20 protein-coding genes are annotated in these 21,408 nt (G+C 41.9%); 1 reads left to right on the top strand and 19 read right to left on the bottom strand.

All coding sequences use genetic code 11. From position 1 onward, the window contains the following. Positions 1-197: 197 nt before the first annotated feature. The 9 genes from RZO55_RS07630 to RZO55_RS07590 all read right to left on the bottom strand — a co-directional run bounded on the left by RZO55_RS07630 (position 198) and on the right by RZO55_RS07590 (position 7,804). Complete coding sequence (locus RZO55_RS07630) at positions 198-851, bottom strand: ABC-2 transporter permease (RefSeq protein WP_318063683.1); 654 nt, start codon at positions 849-851, stop codon at positions 198-200. Then, the gene (locus RZO55_RS07625) at positions 848-1,702 is read right to left on the bottom strand and encodes an ABC transporter ATP-binding protein (RefSeq protein WP_336624275.1); all 855 of its coding nucleotides are present in this window, start codon (positions 1,700-1,702) and stop codon (positions 848-850) included. Before RZO55_RS07625 ends, RZO55_RS07630 begins: the two co-directional genes overlap by 4 nt. Further along, a complete protein-coding gene (locus tag RZO55_RS07620) occupies positions 1,702-2,073 on the bottom strand; it encodes a GntR family transcriptional regulator (protein ID WP_318063682.1) in 372 nt (123 codons plus the stop codon). Before RZO55_RS07620 ends, RZO55_RS07625 begins: the two co-directional genes overlap by 1 nt. A 134-nt stretch (positions 2,074-2,207) precedes the next feature. Next, positions 2,208-3,884, bottom strand: coding sequence for a methyl-accepting chemotaxis protein (locus tag RZO55_RS07615; RefSeq protein ID WP_318063681.1), 1,677 nt, complete (start codon positions 3,882-3,884; stop codon positions 2,208-2,210). Positions 3,885-4,022: 138 nt separating this feature from the next. Further along, positions 4,023-4,976: a tocopherol cyclase family protein gene (locus RZO55_RS07610; RefSeq protein ID WP_318063680.1), complete on the bottom strand. Its 954-nt coding sequence runs from the start codon at positions 4,974-4,976 to the stop codon at positions 4,023-4,025. 72 nt (positions 4,977-5,048) lie between these two features. After that, on the bottom strand, positions 5,049-5,993 hold the full coding sequence (locus RZO55_RS07605) for an L-lactate dehydrogenase (RefSeq protein ID WP_318063679.1): 945 nt from the start codon (positions 5,991-5,993) through the stop codon (positions 5,049-5,051). 100 nt (positions 5,994-6,093) lie between these two features. Continuing rightward, a complete protein-coding gene (locus tag RZO55_RS07600) occupies positions 6,094-6,927 on the bottom strand; it encodes a methyl-accepting chemotaxis protein (protein ID WP_318063677.1) in 834 nt (277 codons plus the stop codon). Positions 6,928-7,113: 186 nt separating this feature from the next. After that, entirely contained in the window at positions 7,114-7,569 is a 456-nt protein-coding gene (def, locus tag RZO55_RS07595) for a peptide deformylase (RefSeq protein ID WP_318063676.1), read from the bottom strand. Beyond that, the gene (locus RZO55_RS07590) at positions 7,544-7,804 is read right to left on the bottom strand and encodes a helix-turn-helix transcriptional regulator (RefSeq protein ID WP_318063675.1); all 261 of its coding nucleotides are present in this window, start codon (positions 7,802-7,804) and stop codon (positions 7,544-7,546) included. Before RZO55_RS07590 ends, def begins: the two co-directional genes overlap by 26 nt. Positions 7,805-8,111: 307 nt before the next feature. Between RZO55_RS07590 and RZO55_RS07585 the strand changes: the two genes are divergently transcribed. Next, positions 8,112-9,158, top strand: coding sequence for a PocR ligand-binding domain-containing protein (locus RZO55_RS07585; protein WP_318063674.1), 1,047 nt, complete (start codon positions 8,112-8,114; stop codon positions 9,156-9,158). 61 nt (positions 9,159-9,219) lie between these two features. On the opposite strand, the gene RZO55_RS07580 is transcribed toward RZO55_RS07585, so the two are convergent. The 10 genes from RZO55_RS07580 to RZO55_RS07535 all read right to left on the bottom strand — a co-directional run bounded on the left by RZO55_RS07580 (position 9,220) and on the right by RZO55_RS07535 (position 21,316). Continuing rightward, positions 9,220-10,158 (bottom strand): ArsR/SmtB family transcription factor, encoded by a 939-nt coding sequence (locus RZO55_RS07580; protein WP_318063673.1) that lies wholly within the window; start codon positions 10,156-10,158, stop codon positions 9,220-9,222. Between the two features lie 118 nt (positions 10,159-10,276). Then, positions 10,277-11,899 (bottom strand): glycoside hydrolase family 43 protein, encoded by a 1,623-nt coding sequence (locus RZO55_RS07575; RefSeq protein WP_318063672.1) that lies wholly within the window; start codon positions 11,897-11,899, stop codon positions 10,277-10,279. Positions 11,900-11,903: 4 nt separating this feature from the next. Beyond that, complete coding sequence (locus RZO55_RS07570) at positions 11,904-12,752, bottom strand: carbohydrate ABC transporter permease (RefSeq protein WP_318063671.1); 849 nt, start codon at positions 12,750-12,752, stop codon at positions 11,904-11,906. Positions 12,753-12,754: 2 nt separating this feature from the next. Beyond that, positions 12,755-13,651, bottom strand: a complete 897-nt coding sequence (locus tag RZO55_RS07565) for a carbohydrate ABC transporter permease (RefSeq protein ID WP_318063670.1) — start codon at positions 13,649-13,651, stop codon at positions 12,755-12,757. A 26-nt stretch (positions 13,652-13,677) separates the two neighbouring features. After that, a complete protein-coding gene (locus RZO55_RS07560; protein ID WP_318063669.1) occupies positions 13,678-15,048 on the bottom strand; it encodes an ABC transporter substrate-binding protein in 1,371 nt (456 codons plus the stop codon). Between the two features lie 62 nt (positions 15,049-15,110). Next, positions 15,111-16,079, bottom strand: coding sequence for a glycoside hydrolase family 43 protein (locus RZO55_RS07555; protein ID WP_318063668.1), 969 nt, complete (start codon positions 16,077-16,079; stop codon positions 15,111-15,113). Between the two features lie 211 nt (positions 16,080-16,290). Next, complete coding sequence (locus tag RZO55_RS07550; RefSeq protein WP_318063667.1) at positions 16,291-18,648, bottom strand: ABC transporter permease; 2,358 nt, start codon at positions 18,646-18,648, stop codon at positions 16,291-16,293. Further along, the gene (locus tag RZO55_RS07545; RefSeq protein WP_318063666.1) at positions 18,632-19,327 is read right to left on the bottom strand and encodes an ABC transporter ATP-binding protein; all 696 of its coding nucleotides are present in this window, start codon (positions 19,325-19,327) and stop codon (positions 18,632-18,634) included. The genes RZO55_RS07550 and RZO55_RS07545 overlap by 17 nt, the downstream gene beginning before the upstream one ends. A gap of 61 nt (positions 19,328-19,388) precedes the next feature. Further along, positions 19,389-20,618: a sensor histidine kinase gene (locus RZO55_RS07540; protein WP_318063665.1), complete on the bottom strand. Its 1,230-nt coding sequence runs from the start codon at positions 20,616-20,618 to the stop codon at positions 19,389-19,391. Next, a complete protein-coding gene (locus RZO55_RS07535) occupies positions 20,615-21,316 on the bottom strand; it encodes a response regulator transcription factor (protein ID WP_318063664.1) in 702 nt (233 codons plus the stop codon). Before RZO55_RS07535 ends, RZO55_RS07540 begins: the two co-directional genes overlap by 4 nt. Positions 21,317-21,408 lie beyond the last annotated feature (92 nt).

The following is a 21,408-nucleotide window of genomic DNA, read 5'->3' as shown; positions in this document are numbered from 1 at the left end:
TCACCTGCCAGCCGGTATCTGACTAAACGGATTCCTTTTGCCCATTTATAAAAATAATAAGATATGAAACCAATCCCTATGGATCCGATTAAGATCGGCATCCATGCCATAAAAAGAAGAAGAATATTCATTGAACTACACTCCGGTACTTTCTCCTCTTATCTTCCCCTTTTTATGACTGAATAATCCAGATTCTGTCAGAATTGCTTTTTCCTTATGATTCTGACGGAAATCAGGTAAGATATAATCATTGCTGTTACGCTGGCCACAAGCAGGACTGCAATAACTGGCCCCAGATGAAGCGACGCTAACCTTTCAGCCGCTGCGGATAAGTCCACCTGAAACATTTTTGCGGTTCTCACTGCAAGAAATGTGGCGGCAAAGATTAATCCAACGACTAAAATCATAGCAGTTCTTCCTTTTTCCTGACCGAACTTCAACTGTACCGGAATTACTACAGACAGGAACAGGAAAGCTAAAAAGAGAAACACAAGCGCCGAAACTGCAATTTCCAAAGCATCCGCTCTTCCTCTTAAAACATTCATGATAACTGTAATTATGGTCACAACCAGCCAGGCTAAACATCCCGAAAGGATACCAAATACATACTTCTCTGCCGTATACTGCTCCCTGGTGATAGGAAGGGTAAACAAAAAAGCATATCCATTGTCAAATTCATCGTAACTAATAGAGCTGATCGTAAACATGCAAAAAAGTAAAGTTGCATAATTAATGACAAAAACCGGATTAATATCTGCCAGAAGCATTCCCATTGACAAAAAGATATAAAGCAGGAAGATGCGCGACTGATTTTTCAAAAGCAAAAAATCTTTTATTAACAACCCTCTCATAACCGTTCCCCCTTTATCATCATCGTTATCACTTCATCAACACTTCCCTTTTCCATTATAATATCCGGCTGATTATCCCGGTAATACTGGATCTTATCTGTAAGAAGACGATAGCCGTAAGTCTCCTTTTTTTGGCGGAGAATATATCTCTTATCCAGGTCCTGATACTGTTCCTGGGTTGCTTTCAAAAGACCATAACTGCCAAGAAGCACATCCGTTTCCTCGTGCAGAACAATCGCTCCCTTATCAATGAGATAAAGATCGTCACACAGCTGCTCTAAATCCGTAGAGATATGGGAACTGATCAGTATGGAACGGTCTCCTGACTCCATGTACTCCCGGATGATATCCAGCAGTTCCTCTCTGGCAAGAACGTCAAGCCCGGCCGTCGGTTCATCAAGAATAAGAAGCCTGGCTTCATGGGACATGGCAGCCAGTACCTTCACTCTGGCCTTCATTCCGGAAGAAAATTCCTTCACCCGTTTTTTAAGCGGCAGACCGGATTCTTCGCATTTTTTTATAAACCACTCTGAATCAAACGAATGATACAGCCTTTTCATTATTCTGGTAATATCCTGAACCGTTAAATACCCGCTGAATCCGGAATCTGCCAGTACCACTCCCATATCCTGTCTTTCCGTGAGGGACAACTGGTTAAAAGGTTTTTCAAATATGGATACTGTACCTCCATCCAGTGAAATCAGACCAAGTGCCGATTTAAATACGGTGGTTTTTCCCGCACCATTCGGTCCAATCAGCCCGGTAATATATCCCGGCTGAAGGTCCAGAGAACAGTTCAGCGTAAAATCTCCATACGTTTTCTGAATATTTTCCAATTTTAACAACATCATCAATCCTCCAAAATTAAATAAAACAACTCCGTCAGTTCCTCATCCTTCATTCCGCAGCTTCTGCCCTTGCGGATTGCTGCTTCCATATCGATTTCTATCTCTTTTTTCTTTCCCTCCAGTATAAATTCCTTACTGGTGTAAGCGATAAAGCTTCCCTTTCCATGAACCGTCACGATAAAACCTTCCTGTTCCAGGTTATCATAGGATTTTTTCACAGTTAAAGCACTGATACGCAGTTCCTTTGCCAAAGTCCGGACGGACGGAAGATTATCACCTTCTTTTAATGTCCCCTGCATAACTGCTCTCTTAATCTGATCCGTGATCTGTTCGTACAGGGGCTGCATGGATGAATTATTTATAATTATTTTCATATCACCCCTCCTCAATAAACAGTATATAACAGTATATAACTGTTGTCAACTGTTATATACTGTTTGCCATTATTTTCACTCCATAAAAAAAGCAATACACAGGCCTGATCACACCCATGTATCGCTTTTTTCATTTATCTTTTCAGCCGAAACTGACCAAGTAGTGCTTTTAAATTCTGTGCCTGTCCGGCAAGCTCCTGGCTGGAAGCTGAATTTTCTTCCGCAGATGCTGCACTGTTATCTACCTCCATGGAGATCTGTCCGATTCCATTCTCAATCATTTTTGCAAATTTGGCCTGATCCTGGGAAGCATTTGCTATGCTGCGGACCTTATCCATAATCTGACTGCTTTCCTTTGATACTCCATCTAAATTGCCGGCAGCCCGGTCTGCTATAACGGTTCCCTCTTCCACTGCTTTTAAAGATGCCTCTATTAAATCAGAGGAATTCTTCGCAGCTTCTTTACTCTGGCTCGCCAAAAGACTGACCTGACCAGCCACGACAGCAAACCCTCTCCCTGCTTCTCCGGCTCTTGCTGCCTCAATGGAGGCATTTAATGCAAGAAGATTGGTCTGCATGGCAATATCATCGATGGTTACAATCATCTTACTGATTTCCTCAGAGGTTTTCTTTATACTGCTCATGGCAGCAACCATTTCCTTCATATTCTGGTTCTCTGCATAAATATCCCGTGCAATCCGCTCCATTTCCAGCTGAATCGCCTTTGACAATTCCGCATTTCCACCAATCTGCTCTGTGATACGGGAGACAGACTCTGATAAATCGTTTGCGATACCTGCCTGGTTTTCAGCTCCCACCGCCAAAATCCGCGCAGACTCTGATATCTGGCTGGAACCATCAGATACCTGATTAGCTGCATCATTCATCTTAGCAAAACTTCCGGATATTTTTTCTGTAAAGCGATGCAGGGAAGTTTCAATATTACTAAAATCTCCGATAAATTCATTAGAAAAGTCAACATTAAAATTGCCCCCTGCCATCTGCTCCATCACAGTGTCAATTTCCATAATATAGCAGCCGATCTTCTCCATGGAAACTCTTAGCCCCCGCGCCGCCTGTCCAATCTCGTCATCGGATTCACAGGCAATCTGCGTATGTAAATTTCCTTTTGCAAACTCCTCTGCTGCATTCTGGATCTCTTTTAAAGGAACAGCAATGGATTTTGTCAGCCGTTTTCCCATAAGCAGCGCAATAGCAAGGGATATAAGGGAAAAGAATGCCAGACAGACGGTTGCCAGATTTTCAACCCTCTGGCTGTTTGTGTATTTGGCAAGAGCAGCCTCATCTGCCTGAGTGCCGGTTTTATCCAGAGCATCAGCCAATTCCTCTGATGCATCGTTAAACGTAGTCTGATAATATTCCAATGCTCCTTTTGTATCATTCTTCTCCAGCAGGGATATCAGGGCTGCCGTATCCTTCTGGAAATCATCAAATGCCTGGTCCAGAGCTTCCCCCGTCTGTTTATCCTTTAGATTTTCCTTTATCACTCCTATGTATTTCACTATTTTTTCATATCTGCCTTCAATATCAGCTTTCTGTTCTGCAGTCACAGAATCATCTTCACAAATAGCGGCCCAAAGGATCCGTTTATTAATTGTCTGAACATCTTTTCGAATCTCCATTTGTTTTTTCGTGGTCTCATACTGAATGCGGTAGAACGTTGTCATATTATTGCCAATGGTACGAAAACTCACCAGCGAAAAGACGGAAGATAAAAAAATTATAAAAACCAGAATTGCAAATACCCGTTTCAACCTTGTAGAAATACTTAATTTTCTTGCTTTCTTCATCTCAAATCCCCTCTTTCGATTTGTTATTGTATGTACTTCTGATTCTATTATAGCAACCAAAAAACCCAATTCCAACTTAATATTTATTCAGAAAGCAAGCCGTTATCTTAACAAATTGTAAGATAACGGCTTGCTATATTATAAATCAGCTTCAAAACTAACAGAACTGCTGGAAAGATCAAAGATAATTTCTTCTCCTTTATACAGCAAAAATCTGCCCCGCACAAGATGCTCCTCCTTGATTAACCGGCTCATTGCGCCCTGATTGGGCGCCAGAAGTTTATGGGCAAATCGTTTTTCGTCCTTTCGTTTCTGGTTGGAAAGAAATACTTTCAAAACATATCTCCGCTGTTTTATGATCACAGCAGTCTCTCTTTTGCTCACCACCCTGGCTCCTAAATAGGTCGCAAACCTGTATTCTTTACCCTGATACATGATAACGCAGATGCAGCCTTCAAACCGGATTCCCAGCCATGGAATTTTAGCCACAGAAACCATAACAGAAGCATTTTCCAAAAAGTCATTGCACTGGAGCCAAAGATAACTTTCCGGAAATGACTTTCCCTTATCGCCTTCTATATACCCCAGTCCTCCGCCAAAATCCACAATTCTGCCGTTCAGTCTGATCTTTCCAGACAGCCTGTGAGACATGCTGATTATCTCATGCTTGCATTCCATAAAAGGCATGATCTGAAAGGGGCCCATAATGGAATACCGGATTGGGGTGACAGGACCAAAACGGACAATTCCCTGTAACGAAAGTTCCTCTGTCTTTATATTCACTTTTATCCCTCTGCGGGAAAAAATATTATTATCCAGCATAATCATCTGCTGTCTGCGGTCAATCATTAAATCCTCTTCCTTAAAATCCAGACAACAGGCTCTTTCGTTCCAAATGACCTGGACAAAAGGATAGCTTCTCCCCCTGCCATCCATACTAAGTCCGGGAATCAGCGCAAGAACCGTATCTTTGTTCTGCATTTTAAAGTACCAGCCTGCAAAAAATTTACGTTTTTTTATACAACAAACATTGATACAGATCTCTCTTGTGCTGTCTCTTAATACTGCAAAACGGGTCTTTACATCTGACATTTAGCGCAATCCTCCTGACTTCCATCGTCTAATCATATGGTTGCCAGATATGCCAGATCATAGTCAGAAAAATCAGCTAAATATGAAATTATTGCGAAGTATCTCCACCGACTGATGAAATTTATCAAGTTCTTCTTCTGTCATGTGAATCTCCAGGATATCTGCAGCACCGGTGCGGTTTAAGATCGTAGGCACTCCTGCAAATACATCCCTCTCCCCATACTCTCCCTCCAGCAGGGTGGATACCGGGATGATCCGGTTCTCATCGTAAAGAATCGCCTTGATGATTCCTGCACATGCCGTAGCAATACCATAATAGGTGGTTCCTTTTCTATTGTAGATCTCCCAGCCTTCCCTGGTTGTCTTCTTCACAATTTCATCAAGATCTACTTCACCCACCAGATCCTGATTATCATGAATGATATCATTGAATGATTTGCCGGCTACAGTCACGCTGGACCATGGCACCATCTGGGAATCGCCGTGTTCACCCATGGAATAGGCATAGACACTTCTGGGGTCCACATTCACTAACTCTGCTATAAAATTCTGAAGTCTTGACGTATCTAAGGAGCTTCCTGTACCGATAACCTGATTCTTTGGAAGTCCGGACAGCTTATAGACATAATGGGCAATGATATCAACCGGATTGGAAACTACAATGAAAATCCCATCAAAACCACTTGCCATGACAGGCTCAACGATGGTTTTTACAATTTTGCCACTGACCTCCACCGTATCCAGTCTGGTCTGTCCTTTCTGGGGTGGTGCTCCTGCTGTAATTACGATAATATCCACATCCGAGCAGTCTGCATAACTGGCTGTGCGTACTTTTACATTACGGTCCAGATATTTGATTGTATCCCTTAAATCAAGTACCTCCCCTAATGCTCTTTCTTTGTTGATATCAATCATTAAAATTTCGTCACATACTCCCTGGGTTACCAGACTGAATGCAGTAGAGGACCCTACCAGTCCGCAGCCTACAACAGCAACTTTTGATTTTTTAATCTTCATGTGTTATTCCCTCTCTCACGGTTCTCATAATATCTGAATTTTAAAACATAAGAATAGAGATAGTGCCTCCTTTGGCTCTATCCCTATCTCTTTAGCGGCTTTACAGATGCTCCAGAAGTGATTCCAGCTGCTTTGCTGTTCCGTTTAATTCCTCAATGGAATTGAGTATCTTCTGAAATTCTTCCGTTTCCTTCGTAAAAATCTGATTGGATTCATTGATCCTTGTGTTAATCACAGTAATGGATTCATTGATGTTCTTCAAAACTCCGTCGATCTGACCAATGGATTCGCTGGTGGACGCCGACATCTTACGGATCTCTCCTGCAACTACGGAAAAACCTCTTCCTGCTTCTCCTGCACGGGCAGCCTCAATGGCTGCATTCAGTCCCAGTAAATTCGACTGGGTTGCCACGTCCTTAACAAAATCCAGAATGGAGTCCGTATTCTTTGTACTTTCATTGGCTTCTGTCACTTTAACCGATATCTCACCATTCATATGCTTAAGCTGTTCCATTCCCTTGCTCACATCATTGGTAGATCCGGTAATCTGGTCTGCTCCTGCAGTCAGACTGTTAATCAGTTCTATTAAATGATTCCTCTTTTCCAGACTTCTTCCCAAAGTCAGAATACCGATTACCTTGTTATTTTCCGTTATCGGTACTGCATAGGATTTAAAAGGAACGCCATACACATGAGCCGGCACATCTTTTATTACTACCCTGCCATAATCTAATGCTTCCCTGATTGCGCCTCCTGTGGGAACAGCGTCACCGGGACTAATCTGGAACTTTAACTTTTTGCCATTCCACACATGAATAAATCTCTCGTTATCGGTTAAAGCAAAGGATACATCATCATCAAATAAATACATTAAATACGGTATAACCGAATAAAAAGAATCCAGTATTTCATTTCCTGTCACTGAATTGCCCATCTTTCGTAATCCCCCTTTTTTATGAAATCATCCAGGTCCTGTTTATCAGGCTCAGTATGATGAATTCAAGCACAACTATTATTTTATTACATTCCCCAAATTCTGTCAATGAAACCGGCTTGCAATCTGCACCAATCCGGGGTAACTGGGTTTTTAACCTTTCGACAGGTGTCCACTCCTTATATTCTAAAGTTCTATTTCTTCTATGGCTTTATCTAAAAATATAATACCGTCTAAATGCTCAAGTTCATGACAGAAGCATTTGGCCAGTTCATCTTCTCCTGTGACCATGATTTCATTCCCGTTCTCATCCAGTGCCTCGATGGTGACTTTCTGCGGGCGTATGGTCTTTACAAAACGGTCAGGAAAACTAAGACAGCCTTCGATACACTCCTGTTCCCCACTGCACCCGATTATTCTCGGATTTACCAGTTTTAGCAGGCGGTCACAGTAATCAATTACTACCAGCCTCTTACAGATTCCTACCTGATTGGCTGCTATGGCAGCTCCGTTTTCCGTATGATGAAGGGTCTCCAGCATGTCATCAAGATTCTGTCTGATCCTGTCATCGATAACAGTTACTTCTTTACAGCGTTTCCGAAGAAGCTCATCCTCATTATAACGCAGCTTCCTGACAGCCATTCTTATCCCCCCTGCTTTTATCCGCTCTTGATTTTCTTTCACTTTGATTAAATAAAAATACATCCTCAATGGGACGTTCAAACACACTGGCAATATCATAAGCAAGCCAGATGGACGGTTCAAACTTCTCTGTCTCAATTGCATTGATGGCCTGTCTGGAAGTTCCTACCAGCTCTCCAAGCTGTTCCTGAGTGAGTCCCTTTTCCTCTCGCAATTGCCTGATCCGGTTTTTCATATTTGTTCCTTTCTCGTTGTCATGTTTACCTTACATAAAGTATATGATATTTTAATTGTAATGTCAACCTTACACCATATTTTTCATTATCATTAAAGCTACCGGTACCAGAGAATGTTTCGACTTACATAGTAATTCTATCGATTAAGTCTGATTATTGGTAAGAATTACCATTTGAGAACCACAATCAATATTTTTTTATCAAATTATATATACAAATTAATAATTTTGTGGTAAAATTTACGTAAAATCTTTCGACATTTTTCAACATTTTTAATTAAATTTCAACATTCACGGAGGACATATTATGAAGATGGATAAAAATGACAATGTTTATAAGACACTTTCAGAAATCAATCTTTCAGATGTTATGGAAATAAGTCTGCTGCAAAAATTCCTCGATAATTTTGCAGACAGTATGAATCTTGCAAGCGTTGCAGTAGACCGGCAGGGAAATCCGGTTACTAATCCTAGCTCTTACACAAGAATTTGCGCACAATACACTCATTCGACGAAGGCTGGAGATGACCGTTGTGCCGCCTCCCATAAAAAGGGCGGTCAGGAAGCAGTCAGACTGGGAAGACCCTATATCTTTAAATGCCATTCCGGTCTCATCGATTTTGCAGCCCCCATCATCGTGGAAGGCGAGCTGATCGGCACAATTCTGGGCGGGCAGATTTTAAGCAAAAAGCCCAATGACGATGAATTCCGACGGGTTGCAAGAGAAATCGGAGTCAATGAAGATCAATACATAAATGCGCTTCATGAAGTGAACATTACTTCAGAAAAAAATATTCAGGCAGCTGCGGAAGTACTTTTTATTGTTGCCAACTCACTTTCCCAGATCGGTTATCAGAAATACAAATTAAAATCCATGAGTAAAGATCTGGTCGATCAATTTTCCGTTATCGAGGCAACAATGGAAGAACTGGCAGCATCCTCCATTCAAGTCGTTGAGAATCAGAATGATCTGAACAAAGAGATCTTAAATGTGAAACAAATATCCGAAGAGATCAACACTATCCTTAATTCAATCAAGAGTATCGCAGATCAGACGAAGCTGCTGGGTCTTAACGCTTCCATTGAAGCAGCACGGGCCGGTGAAGCAGGAAAAGGCTTTGCAGTGGTTGCCACCGAGATCCAAAAGCTTTCCCAGAATTCAAAAGATACTGCAACCAAAGTCGTGCAGCTGACCGAAGACATACAGCAATCTATTACGAAGACACTTGAGTTTTCCAATTCCACGATGAAAAACACCGAACAGCAGTCATCTGGAATCGAGGAAACCACAGCCAGTGTGGAAGAGGTTTTAGCCTTAACAAATGAATTAAATAAAATGGCGAATACAAAATAAAAAATACCGGGAAATGATTCACTTAAAATGATCATTTCCTGGTATTTTTCTGTTTATTATATTAATCTTCACTTTTCCCTTTTATTGGGCTATAGTGAACCCGGACTTTAATATCCTGGTTATAATTTCCAAAGGTGCTTCCAAATATGGTCAATCCGCCTGCATTTACAGCATCTTCTTTTACCTGGAACTTTAATTTAATGGGGCTGCGTTTGTCCAGTTTAAAATCATCAATGGTAATGGAAGAAATCTTTAAACCATCAATAAAGGTCCCATACTGATTGACCACAATCATCTTAAGAAGGCCATACTGATTCCAATTGGGGAACCACCAGTCCGGAGTAAAAATCCCCGGTACATCACCGAAATCCCCCGGACTGGTCCACATTCCAATTTCCACATTGTTAATGCTGATGGTAATATCGGAAGGCCAGTCATTGTTAATTCCAGGTGCTTCACTCCCGATTTCCACAGAAAATGTAATCTGGTCGATTTTTTGAAGAGGAGGCAGCAAATTTGGAATTACATATTCAACGTATCCTTTGGTAAACCAGACAATGTCAGCCTGATACCTGTCCGGATGGGCAAAATAACGGGGATCATCTACTTCTCCAATAATTGCCCGGCTGCTGGCCAGACCGCATGTGGGAAGAACCTCATAATCGGAAAAATAACCAACTTTAATGTCCGTGGTATAGGTGTTTTTTCCATCATCGCTTTGTTTCGGAGCTATATCCACCAATAGTTTATCCACATTCACACGGCATATTTTCTGGTTCCCGTGACCATTGTGTTCTGAAATCACACAAATAAGGCCACAGTCCTCCAGTTTCTTAATATGACTGGTCAATGCTCCATTAGTCACACCTAAACTGGACGCCAGTTCATTCATATTCAGCTCGGTGTGCTCAATTAAAAGCTTTATAATCTTAATTCTAAGTTCCGATCCCAGAGCGATATAAATCTTCAGCCCTTCCTCAACATTTTTAATATGCAGCATAACAAATCCTTTCGTGCAGATGCGCAGTATACTATGAAAAACCTCTATTTCATCTAACTATCATCATACATGAATTCGTGTTTTCATACAATACTGTTTTTTAATTATACTGTACAGCTCATTTCTCTCTGCTCCCCCATATGCACGTGTTGTTATCTCCAACCGCAGTGAACGTCATCACCTGTTCTGCCGCTGTTTTTTCGGTATGCTGCTTAAAGAATACGCCATGATACTCTGTGTCCCCCATATTGATGGTGATATAATCATACCGGTCACCTTTTATTTTTTTCCACGTTCCTTCCCTGTCACCGCCAATTTTTCCATCCGCCAGTAAAGTAATTGATTTTGGACTGATCATTCCGGGGGAAGTATCCATACCATGATTAATAAATTCATAGGTACCTGTAATATCGCTGTCCGGATAATGGCCAGCCTTTTCATTTCGGTTCTCATATACAGCTGTCACCGGCCATCCCATTTGATTGAGAAATTGCTGGTGAACCCGTACTTCGTGATATTCCGTACCCTGATCAAACCTCTGGTGGTAAATCAGATAATGCTGCCCGCCTTTATCAATAAACGCCGAGTTATGTCCGGCTGCTTTATACCCTGTATTGGTGCCGGAAAGCTTATAATTACCCATCAGCTTAACGCCATACTGATCATTATTCCTATAACTGTCCGCTGCATGATTTCCTGCTGCATCCAGATAAGGCCCGGTGACCTCTTTTGACCGGAACATGCGCATGTTATAGCCTCCATTGGCAGTCAATGCTCCATATGTCTCATATAAATAATAATATCCGGCTTCATCATCATAGACAATATACGGTCCTTCTCCTGACTGATGGTTTCCGCCTGCCAGGTGAATACCAAAATACCGGTCCACGTAATTTCTGCTTATTTTATCAACAGAATCCGCTCCGGGATACTTTGCATCTCCTGTCTCCCGGTCCATTTCCAGCAGATAGATTCCTCCGGACCAGGAACCATAAACCATATAGAGCTTTTGACCTTCTGCATCAAAAAAAAGTGTGGGATCTATGGCGTTGGGACAATAGTTATGATTCCACTCTTCCCCGGTAAACCACTTCTGGCTTATACCATTTTTCAACCTTCCGGTATCAATCAGTTTTTTAATATGAATGGCATCAGTATCCCAACGGGTATTTCTTTGACTATTTCCATCCGGCTTTCCATTTTTCGTAAAACCGGAATAGACTACTGTGCCCACATAGGTATAAGGCCCCTCTATATCTTGTGACACTGCATAACCAATGCAGGAGCGGCGCCATGTGGAAGAGGCACTGTAATAAATCATATATGCCCCTTTTGTTCCGTCACTGTTAATATAATAGGGATTCCAGATCACATCCGGCGCCCATACGGCATATTTCCCACCTGCACAGTCTCCGTCATCATAACCTGCCCAGCGAAATGATTCTGCCAGATTCTCTTTTACATTTCCAAAAAGCCAGTTATCCGTAACATTCTCATAATCTGTGCCAAGAGATTCCCAATCCACCAGATCCTTTGATTTAGCGCCTGCCAGATGAGAACCAAAAATATAATATTCTCCGTTTTTGGCCCTGATTATGGACGGGTCGTGCACAGATACCCGTCTCGGTGGCACATTGGCTCCCCCTGCTGCAATAGCAATAATGCCTGATATAAACAGGATCATAACCAATACTGCAGCACCAAACTTAACTGTTTTTATCTGTTTCTTTTCACTTCTCATTCAATCACCCCTTCACTGCACCGGCTGTCATACCTTCAATAAAATAATTCTGAAAGCATAAAAATACTACCAATACCGGAAGAATTGCAAACATGGACCCAGCAATCAATAAATCATAGTTATTACCATAAGGCGTCAGCAGAGTATTCAGACCGATGGGCAGCGTAAATCTTCCCGAATCCCGGAATACCATCATGGGCCAGAGCATGTTATTCCATGACCCCATAGCACATAAAATCCCCATGGCTGCAAATGCCGGCTTGGTTAATGGCAGCATGATCTTCACACAGATTCCAAACTCAGTGGCTCCATCGATCCGTCCTGCATCCAGCAATTCCTTTGGCAGGGAAATCATGTACTGACGGAAGAAAAAGATGGTAGAGGCACTGCATAAACCAGGAAGAATGACTCCTGCAGTCGTATCAATCAGCTTCAAATCTATCATCTCCTGATACAGAGGCAGCATCAGGATTTCAAACGGAACCATCATGGTTGCAATCACCAGAAAGAACAGTACATTTTTCAGCCTGTAATCATACATGGACAGACCATATGCCACAAAATAGCAGATAATTAACGTTAGCACTACCGTAAGCAGAGTCAGTACCATGCTGTTTTTAAACCACATGAAATACTTTTTTGAATCCGCGTTCCAGGAAAAAAGATAGTTATAGTTGCTAAATGACAATGTGGAAATATCCAGATTAATGCTGAGTCCGCGCCGTATTAATTCTCTGCCGGGCCGAAAAGAAGCCAAAGCCCCTGCCAAGACCGGAAACAATACCAGAAAGCTCAGAAATGCAAAGGCTGCCGATGACAATATGGAAAGGAGTTTATTCTTATTAATATTCATAATTATTTTTCCTCCTCTTTAAAAGTCCCGTTCAGAATCAGCTGGACCACATTAATAATAAGAGCCATCGCAAGGAGAGTCAGACCTACAGCCGAGGCATATCCCATCTGATTCTTTTCAATTCCTCTTTTATAAAGGTATCCGACAATGGTAAGACCAATGTTTTTCGGCGAAGCATTTCCTGCCCAAAGCATAAAGCTTTCCAAAAACATGGACAGTCCTGCATAGACGCTTATGGTCAGTACATAGATTGTGGTTGGTCTTAACAGAGGAATGGTAATATAACGGAATTTGTTCCATGCAGTTGCCCCGTCTATGGATGCAGACTCATACAGGGTGGTATCAATACTTTTGAGACCGGATAAGAAATACAGCATATTCACGCCGGTCCACCTCCAGCAGCAAAGGATTAATAATGCAAACATTGCAGAATTTTTTTCTTTCAGCCAGGGAATCGGTGCCTTCCCAAGATAGCTAAGAAAAACATTCATCTGGCCCGTTGGAAGTTCCGAAAACATCAGACGGAATAATGTACCAGAAATTACGACTGATGTAAGGGCAGGCAAATACAAAGCCCCTTTCCAGAATCCTTTTGCTCTGACCAGATTGCTATCCATTAAAACAGCATACATCATTGGAAAAGGAATCAGTAATACAATAGAAAAAAACATATATGTAAGGCTGTTTTTAACAGCTGTATGAAACGTAGTGTCTCTTAGCAGCTTCCCATAATTTGCAAACCCGATCCATTCAATCTGTCCCGGAAGAATATTTTGAAAACTCATTTTAACCGTACTGAACAGAGGATAAATCCAGAATATTGTAAAACTCAATATAAAAGGAAGCACAAATATAAAAGGAGCTGCTTTCTGCGAATAGAAAATCCGTTTAATTTTCATTCATTTCCCCTCCACTGTATAACAAACTACTCTTCCAGTTCCAGATAATCCTGGGCTTCTTTTAAAGCCTCATCCACATCTTTACCATCCTCCAGAACCTCGTTTAAGGTAGTGGTACAGAAATAATCATTAATGGATGGAGTCATCTTTGTAATGCTCAGAGTATTAATTTCTGATTTAATCTCATTTAAAACGTCAAAAGGATTTGTCTTAAAAAAGCTGATATATTTATTTGAGGAATTCTTCGTCACCTTATCATCCGTCCATAGTTTGGTATTACAAACATCAAAACCAAGCTGCTCCCAGATCTGACCGCTTCCTTCTGAAGAACATTTTGCATATGTAATAAAATCTGCTGCCAGTTCCGGATCCGAAGATTGTTTTGTTACTACGGTTCCAGTTCCTCCAATACCCACGGAGCGGTTCTGACCCTCTTTAAATACCGGCAATGGCGCCATAGCAATCTTTCCTTTCATTTCTGGCATATAGTTTAAAAAGCGGCTCATATACCATAATGCTTTCGGGAAGGAAGCAATATTTCCGTCCAGTATATTCTGGTATCCTTCTTCTAAATCAATATGCCCGGCCGGTGAGATCATGGCAATTCCGTCAGTCAGCCAGGTCTGCTGCATGGTAAGCATATTTTTCACGGATTCCAGTTCTACGTTTTGGGTACCATCCTTACCGGCTGCCCAGTCTTCTCCATACTCAGACATTGCAATAGACAGCCAGTCAATCCCTGCTGTATCCACACTGGTCATCTTTACTTTTCCATCTGAGGCCTCGTTTATTTTTCTTCCTGCTTCCGTGTAGTCATCCCATGTCTTTATTTTTGTATAATCAATCCCATACTGATCCAGTATTTCCGTATTGTAATACATGACTGTAGCACCTACATGGGTCGGTGCTCCATAATAGTTCCCATCTTTTGAATAAACATCTAATCTGGACTGTACCAGATCACCCTCATATGGCTTCATTGCATCGTTCAACGGATAAAGCTGTATATCTCCCTGAAGGAAGTTAGGAAACTGACCGATCTCCACATCACAGAGATCCGGTGCACCCTGCCCCGTCTGTAATGCCATAATCAGTTTATTATGCATATCGGCAAATGGATAAGTTGTGAAGGTAATCTGAATCTGGCGGTCCGGATTCTCTTTATTCCATCTTTCCAGCATATCCGCATAAAATGTATTATGCAGCTCAACAAACGACCACATATTCATGTGTGTGCCGGAGTCCGGACCCACTGTATTTACTACTTCTTTTTTGTCATCTGCAGCAGATTCCTTTGCATCAGCTTTTGGATCTGTTCCTGATGCGGAACTGCATCCAGATAAAACCATTGCCGCTGTTACGGCACCAGCCAGAAAAATTGATAATTTACGCTTCATATTGTTTCTCCTTTACATTATATTGAATTAATTTAGTTTTTTCTAAACATTCAGACAAAAAATTACACACCAAAAGAAAACACCGGTTCCCCCTCTTCATTCCACCTCACTTTCATGATCATTGTGTGCCGGTTTGGATCATAGAGAGCATTTCCGTCTATTTCACCATATTCTCTCCCGTGATAAATACAATAATCAGTGGCCTTATCTTCTCCTTTTACAAAAGAATTATGACCAGGTCCGAAGATGTGCTTTGTTTCATCCGTTGCTAATACAGGCTTCCGGTATTTCTTCCATGCGTGTGGGTCCATTACGTCCTCAGCCTCATCAATGGTTAACATTCCAATGCAGTAATTACTTCCCGTATCACTGGCAGAGTAGGTCAGATAAATCCGCCTGCCGTGCTTTAAAACGGCCGGTCCCTCATTTACCCAGAAACTTCTCCGCTCCCAGTCATAATCCGGAGTGGACAAAAGAATATGTTCTCCTGATAGTTTCCAGGGTGTCTTCATCTTAGAAAGATACAAATGGGATATCTTTTTTCCAGTGCCGGTTTTCTCTGCCCAGACCATATAGTATTCCTTCTTATGCTGGAAAACAGTCGCATCCAGTGAAAAGTCCTGAAATGTAAAGAGATCCTCGTCTGATCCCTTCATTCTGCCCAGCTCTCTCCACGGATCTGCTATGGGATTCTGACCTGTACACTGCAGAACATAAGGCCGGATCTCCCAAATGTTTTCCTGTTCTCCTGCAGCATAATAGATGTACCAGCAGCCATTTAAGTAATGAATTTCCGGCGCCCATATATGGCTCCCCTGTTCACCACTTTCATGTTTGTGCCATATCACATGCTCGTATGCAGTCTGTAAACCCTTAATCGTATCTGCACTGCGTAAAATGATTCTGTCATACTCCGGTACTGAAGCTGTGAAATAATAAGTCCCGTTGTCATGCCGGAATATATATGGATCGGCACGCTGACGTATAAACGGGGTATTAAACTCCAGATCTGATGCATTTGGTCTTTTCATACACTTATTTTTAATCTCACTTTCTATTTTTGTATATATTATACAACATATTTTATCTAAGCTCAAGTATCATTTTAGAAACTAGTAAATTATTTTTTTATAATCTAAATATAAAAATCAGTGTTCAACAATTACCGCTTTTTTATGGGATGAAAAACCGGAATATTGCTTTTATAGGCAACGTTCCGGTTTTATAACTATATGCATCCACCTATAAATTGCTGATGGTGTCTACAACAGACATATTGCGAATCCGCTTTGCCGGACCCTGCACAGCTAAAATAACAGATAAAATAACAATTGCAATTATAACGGTCATTTCTGCAAATGGGAGCTTCCATTGTTCACCCCAATGAAAGGTTACCATGCTTGCATACAAATACCGATTTAGCAATAACCCAATAACAACTCCCAAAATACTCCCGGAGACTGCATAGGTGAAAGCCTCGGCAGTAATCATTTTTATTAACTGCCGGTTAGTTAGTCCAATGGCTCGGAAAACACCATACTGTTTCATACGGGCTGAAACACTCATGGCAGTACTATTTACAATATTAAAAATAGTAATCAACGCAATCACGGTCATAAATCCATAAATAAATAGCCCAAAGGAGTAAAAAGAACCGATAACGCTTCGGTTGCCGGACCGTTTATCAGAGAATGTGACCCCTGTTCCAGCCAGGCGGTGGATTTTGTCAACATCGGAGTCGGTAACATTTTTAGACAGCTGCAGATCAATAATCGTATAATCCGTCTGCCCGGTCAGCTGCCGGAATGTTTTCTCAGAACAAATAATAGTCCCCACTCCAGGTGCAATGTTAAACGGGACCGAAGATAGTAAACCTGTAATGTTGATCGTTGCGGACTGATCTCCTGTCTGCAGTGTGACTGTATCTCCCACCTTCACAGAATCCTGCCGGTCAAATACGATCAAACCGCTATTTTCTCCCTGTTGAACCTCATCAACGGAGCCTTTCAACAAAAAATTCTTCGCCCAATTAAATTGATTCTCCTCATAAGAAATCAAATCAACTTTCCTGACCTCCCCGTTTATTAAGGCAGAGACATCGTAAGCGAACATACGGCCATATGCCCGCTTAACCGCCGGATTCCTGCGGACTTCGTCTATCAGGGCACCGTTGATCGAGCAGCTATTATCCGGACTTACAATGGATATATCCGGTGTCCACGGCTTTAATGGTCTGAGCGAGTGATGCATAAAATCGACAGTAACGGAAAATGAAAGAAATAAAATAATACTCAGCGAAAACGACCCAGTCATTAATATAAAATTCTTTTTACTTAATACTGCGTGATGAATACCAAGGGTTGTTTCTATTTTAAACGGGGTTCTGATAACTTTATGAACTGAAGACACATCATTTCTGGTTCCTGAGACAGCCGCAAGCGGCGAGACTGCAGCAGCTCTTTTTGCTGGGGAGCGGGCAGCAAAAAATACAGTCATTATTCCAACACAGATACCAGATAAAATGGCTGGCAGGCTTATTCCAAAAACAGCCATTCCTCCAAAGTATTTGGGACTGAGATAACGAAGCATTGCACATAAGATCCAGATTACAACGATTCCCATGAAAATCCCCAGTGGAATGGCAATACTGCACCAGCCAAACGCTTCCCTTTGAACAATCCTCATCACCTGTTTTGGGGTTGCACCGATGCAGCGTATCATGCCGAAAAACTGTGTACGCTGGGCAACATTACTGTTTAGGCTGCTTGCGATCATCATAATGCCTGCAAGCAAAACCAGTAAAAATAAGACAGCAGCCGAACCATAAATCTGAATCATAAAAGAATTACCGCTTTGCCCCAGTAAGCCTAAGAGTTTTGTATTTTCAGATGACTGCTGATCCGATAATCCAAACTGGGTTTTTATATCACTGATCACTTTTTTTATATCGCAGCGTCTGGAAAACTGAACATAATAAAGGCTGTTATAATCAGCAGGTTCCCCATCTATAACCGGAGAGTATAAAGAACGAAATTCACTGGTCGTCAAAAAAATGCCGTAGGAATCCTCCTCCATTGTTTTGCCGGACCCTTCCGAAAAACCGGAAATAGTAAATTGCAGTCTTGCTCCAGCAGGCCCGTCCACTGTAACCGGATCTCCTACAGCCAGCCCCAGCATGGTTTTAGCATTTTTAGTTATCATAACCTCATTGTCTTTCTGCGGAAACGTGCCTTCTGCAATAATTCCCGTGTGCATTTTTGTAATCCAGCTTTCTTCACTTCCGCAAAGAATAACATTCTTACCCTCTAGCGTATATCCCTGATCCCCGTTATAGTTAAGAACTCCATACCAGGAGGATGCCGTTACTTCCGGACGCGCAGAGATCATCTTTGCTTCTTCGTCACTTAACCCTTTAAATGCTGCATGCCAGCTTCCCTCTTCCATGTATACCTGCATAATCTGACTGCGTATAGCCATATCGGCCATGCCAAAAATAACCGCAACCAGAAATACAGCCAGAACAATGCAAAACACTGACATTCTGTTTTGTCTTTTATGGACTTTGGCGGAGACTGAAACAAGATCAAGATAACTTTTCATTCTCATTTCCTCCCCAGTCCGTAAGTACACCATCCGACACACGCAGCACACGGTCCGCAGAGACAGTCAGATTGTTGTTATGGGTAATCATCAGTATCGTCTGTTGATAGTGACGGGAGGCCCTGACCAGAAGATCCACCACATCCTGACTGTTTTTGCTGTCTAAATTTCCGGTCGGTTCATCAGCAAGGATCAGTTTTGGTCTTGTAATCAGCGCCCTGCCAATTGCTGCCCTCTGCTGCTGTCCGCCGGATAATTGATTCGGCAGGTGATGACGGCGGTCCTTCAGGCCAAGGACCTCTAATATTTCATCTACAGCCGCCTGATCTGGCTTGCGGTAATCTAAAAGTATTGGAAACATGATATTTTCTTCAACACTCAATTCTGCGATTAACTGAAACGATTGAAAAACAAAGCCTATATTACGCCTTCTGAAAATCGTGCGCTGCTCTTCCTTCATGGAAAACAGATCTTTACCCGCTATGCAGATATGTCCGGAAGCAGGGGCATCCAGAGCTCCGATGCAATTTAACAGCGTGCTTTTTCCTGATCCGGATTCTCCCACCACAGCTGCAAATTCTCCCTGCTCCAGGGTAAAAGAAACATCCTTTAAGGCATTCACCTGATTTTCACCTTTCCCATAAATTTTTGATAAATGCTGTACGTTTAATATCTCCATTTCAATACCACCTTTCCAGAAAAGGATAGCAGATACACCTTACAATCCGGTGAATTACAGCTTACATATCCGTAAGAAAGGAAACAGTAAAAATAGTTCCTTCCTGCTGATCGCTCTGAACGGAAATCATGCCGTCCTGCCCTTCGACAATGGATTTTGCAAGTGAAAGCCCAAGGCCTGCCCCCTGGGTATCCAACGATTTTTTACTCCGGTAAAAGCGCTTGAAAATATGTGGTAAATCCTCCGCGGCAATTCCATCCCCATTATCAGATATGAAAATACGGATCATTGCAGGATTTCTTTTCCATGAAATGCGGATTCTGCCTCCAATGCCAGTATGATCCAATGCATTTTTAACGATATTTCCCAATGCCTCGCTTGTCCATTGCCTGTCACAAATGATCGTCTCTTCTGAAGATTTGTCAACAATAATCTCTTTCCCCTCACTGGCTGCCCGTGTAGTTAATTCACTGGCAGCCAGTGAAACCAATTCCGATATTCTGCATCGGTTCTTTATAAAAATAATACTGCCCGCATCCAGACGGGTGATTTTTAACATGGATTGAATCAGCTGTTCCATTCGTTTCAGTGACATACCAGCCTTATTGGAATATTCTTTCACTGTTTCCAGGTTGTCCGGTTCATCGGAAATGATTTCATAATACATGGTGAGCGCTGCAAGGGGTGTCTTCAGCTGATGGGAAATATCAGAGATTGTATTTTTCAAAAACTCTTTTGTTTTATGTCCTGATTCATTTTTAGACTGCAAAATCATGGAAAGCTGTTCTGTCAAGGCGAACAGACGATAGATGGTTCCCTCATGCATCTGCGGCATATGGCAGGAAAAGTCCCCTTCAATAAAGTGGTCAATCACGTCTGCCGCCTGAAGATAAAGCTGTTCCCTTATCCATAGAAATCGGTATACACCGTATAGGAGTATGATAGACATCAGCCCCCATAGCAGGAGCATGGAAAAGCCAGAAAAACGCTGAAATTCAGAAACAAAAGGCAGAAACCTGATAGCAGTATGTTCTGTTACACCAATCTTAGAAAGGAAATCCGTTCCCTTTGCACTTACTGCCGTGTTCGTAATTGCTTTTGCTATCACATCGTCTGAGACTCCCTGCTCTAATAGGGAAGTCACAACCGCATTATTATGAGATAAGAATAAATTCATTCCAATTTTGCTCTGTATATCAGCCAATCCTATACCGGACAAAAAAAACAGAAAAACGAAGAAAATAAGAAAGATACCAAACCCTTTTACCTGTTTATCACGAAATATATTCATGCAGATACCTCATTCCATTGATAACCAAACCCGCGGACTGTGATCAGATGCTCCGGGTGAGATGGGTCTGGCTCAATCTTTTCCCGAAGCCGCCTCACATAAACCGATAGCGTATTATCGTCTACAAAATCGCCTGTACTGTCCCACAATTCATTAAAAATCATACTGCGTGTTATTACTCTTCCGGCATTCCTTACCAACAGGCAAAGCAGACGGTATTCTGCGCCTGTTAAATCCAGCGTTTTTCCACTCAAAATCACACGGCTTCCCAGAAGATCAATCCAGATATCGCCGCGCTCCAATACATTTTCCTTATTATGATTGGTTAATCCGCTCCTACGAAGCAGTGCACTGATTCTGGAACACAATTCGCCCAGTCTGAAGGGCTTTGTCACATAATCATCGCCACCGCTGTCTAATCCTCTGATGACATTCACCTCTTCATCTGAGGCGGTCAAAAAAAGAATCGGTACCTGACTGCCTTGTTTCCTCACATTTTCACAAACATCAAATCCTGTTCCATCAGGTAATGTCACATCCAGAATCATTAGATCATACCGGCTGATTTGGGGAATCCGGTCCATTGCCTCTTTGATTGTGCGTACAATGTCCACTTCAAATCCATTCCGTTTTAATGTATATTTTAACCCATCTACCAAACTGATATCGTCTTCCAAAAGTAAAATCCTGCTGTTCATAATCTGACCTCCAAATATTACGGCTGGTTTTTTTATCTGGTCTCAGTAATAGTTATACCTTATGTGATCTGATGTTTCAATACGGAATGGGG

Source organism: Clostridium boliviensis (assembly GCF_033342255.1).
GTDB lineage: Bacteria > Bacillota > Clostridia > Lachnospirales > Lachnospiraceae > Lacrimispora > Lacrimispora boliviensis.
This window is presented reverse-complemented; position numbering and strand designations above follow the sequence as displayed.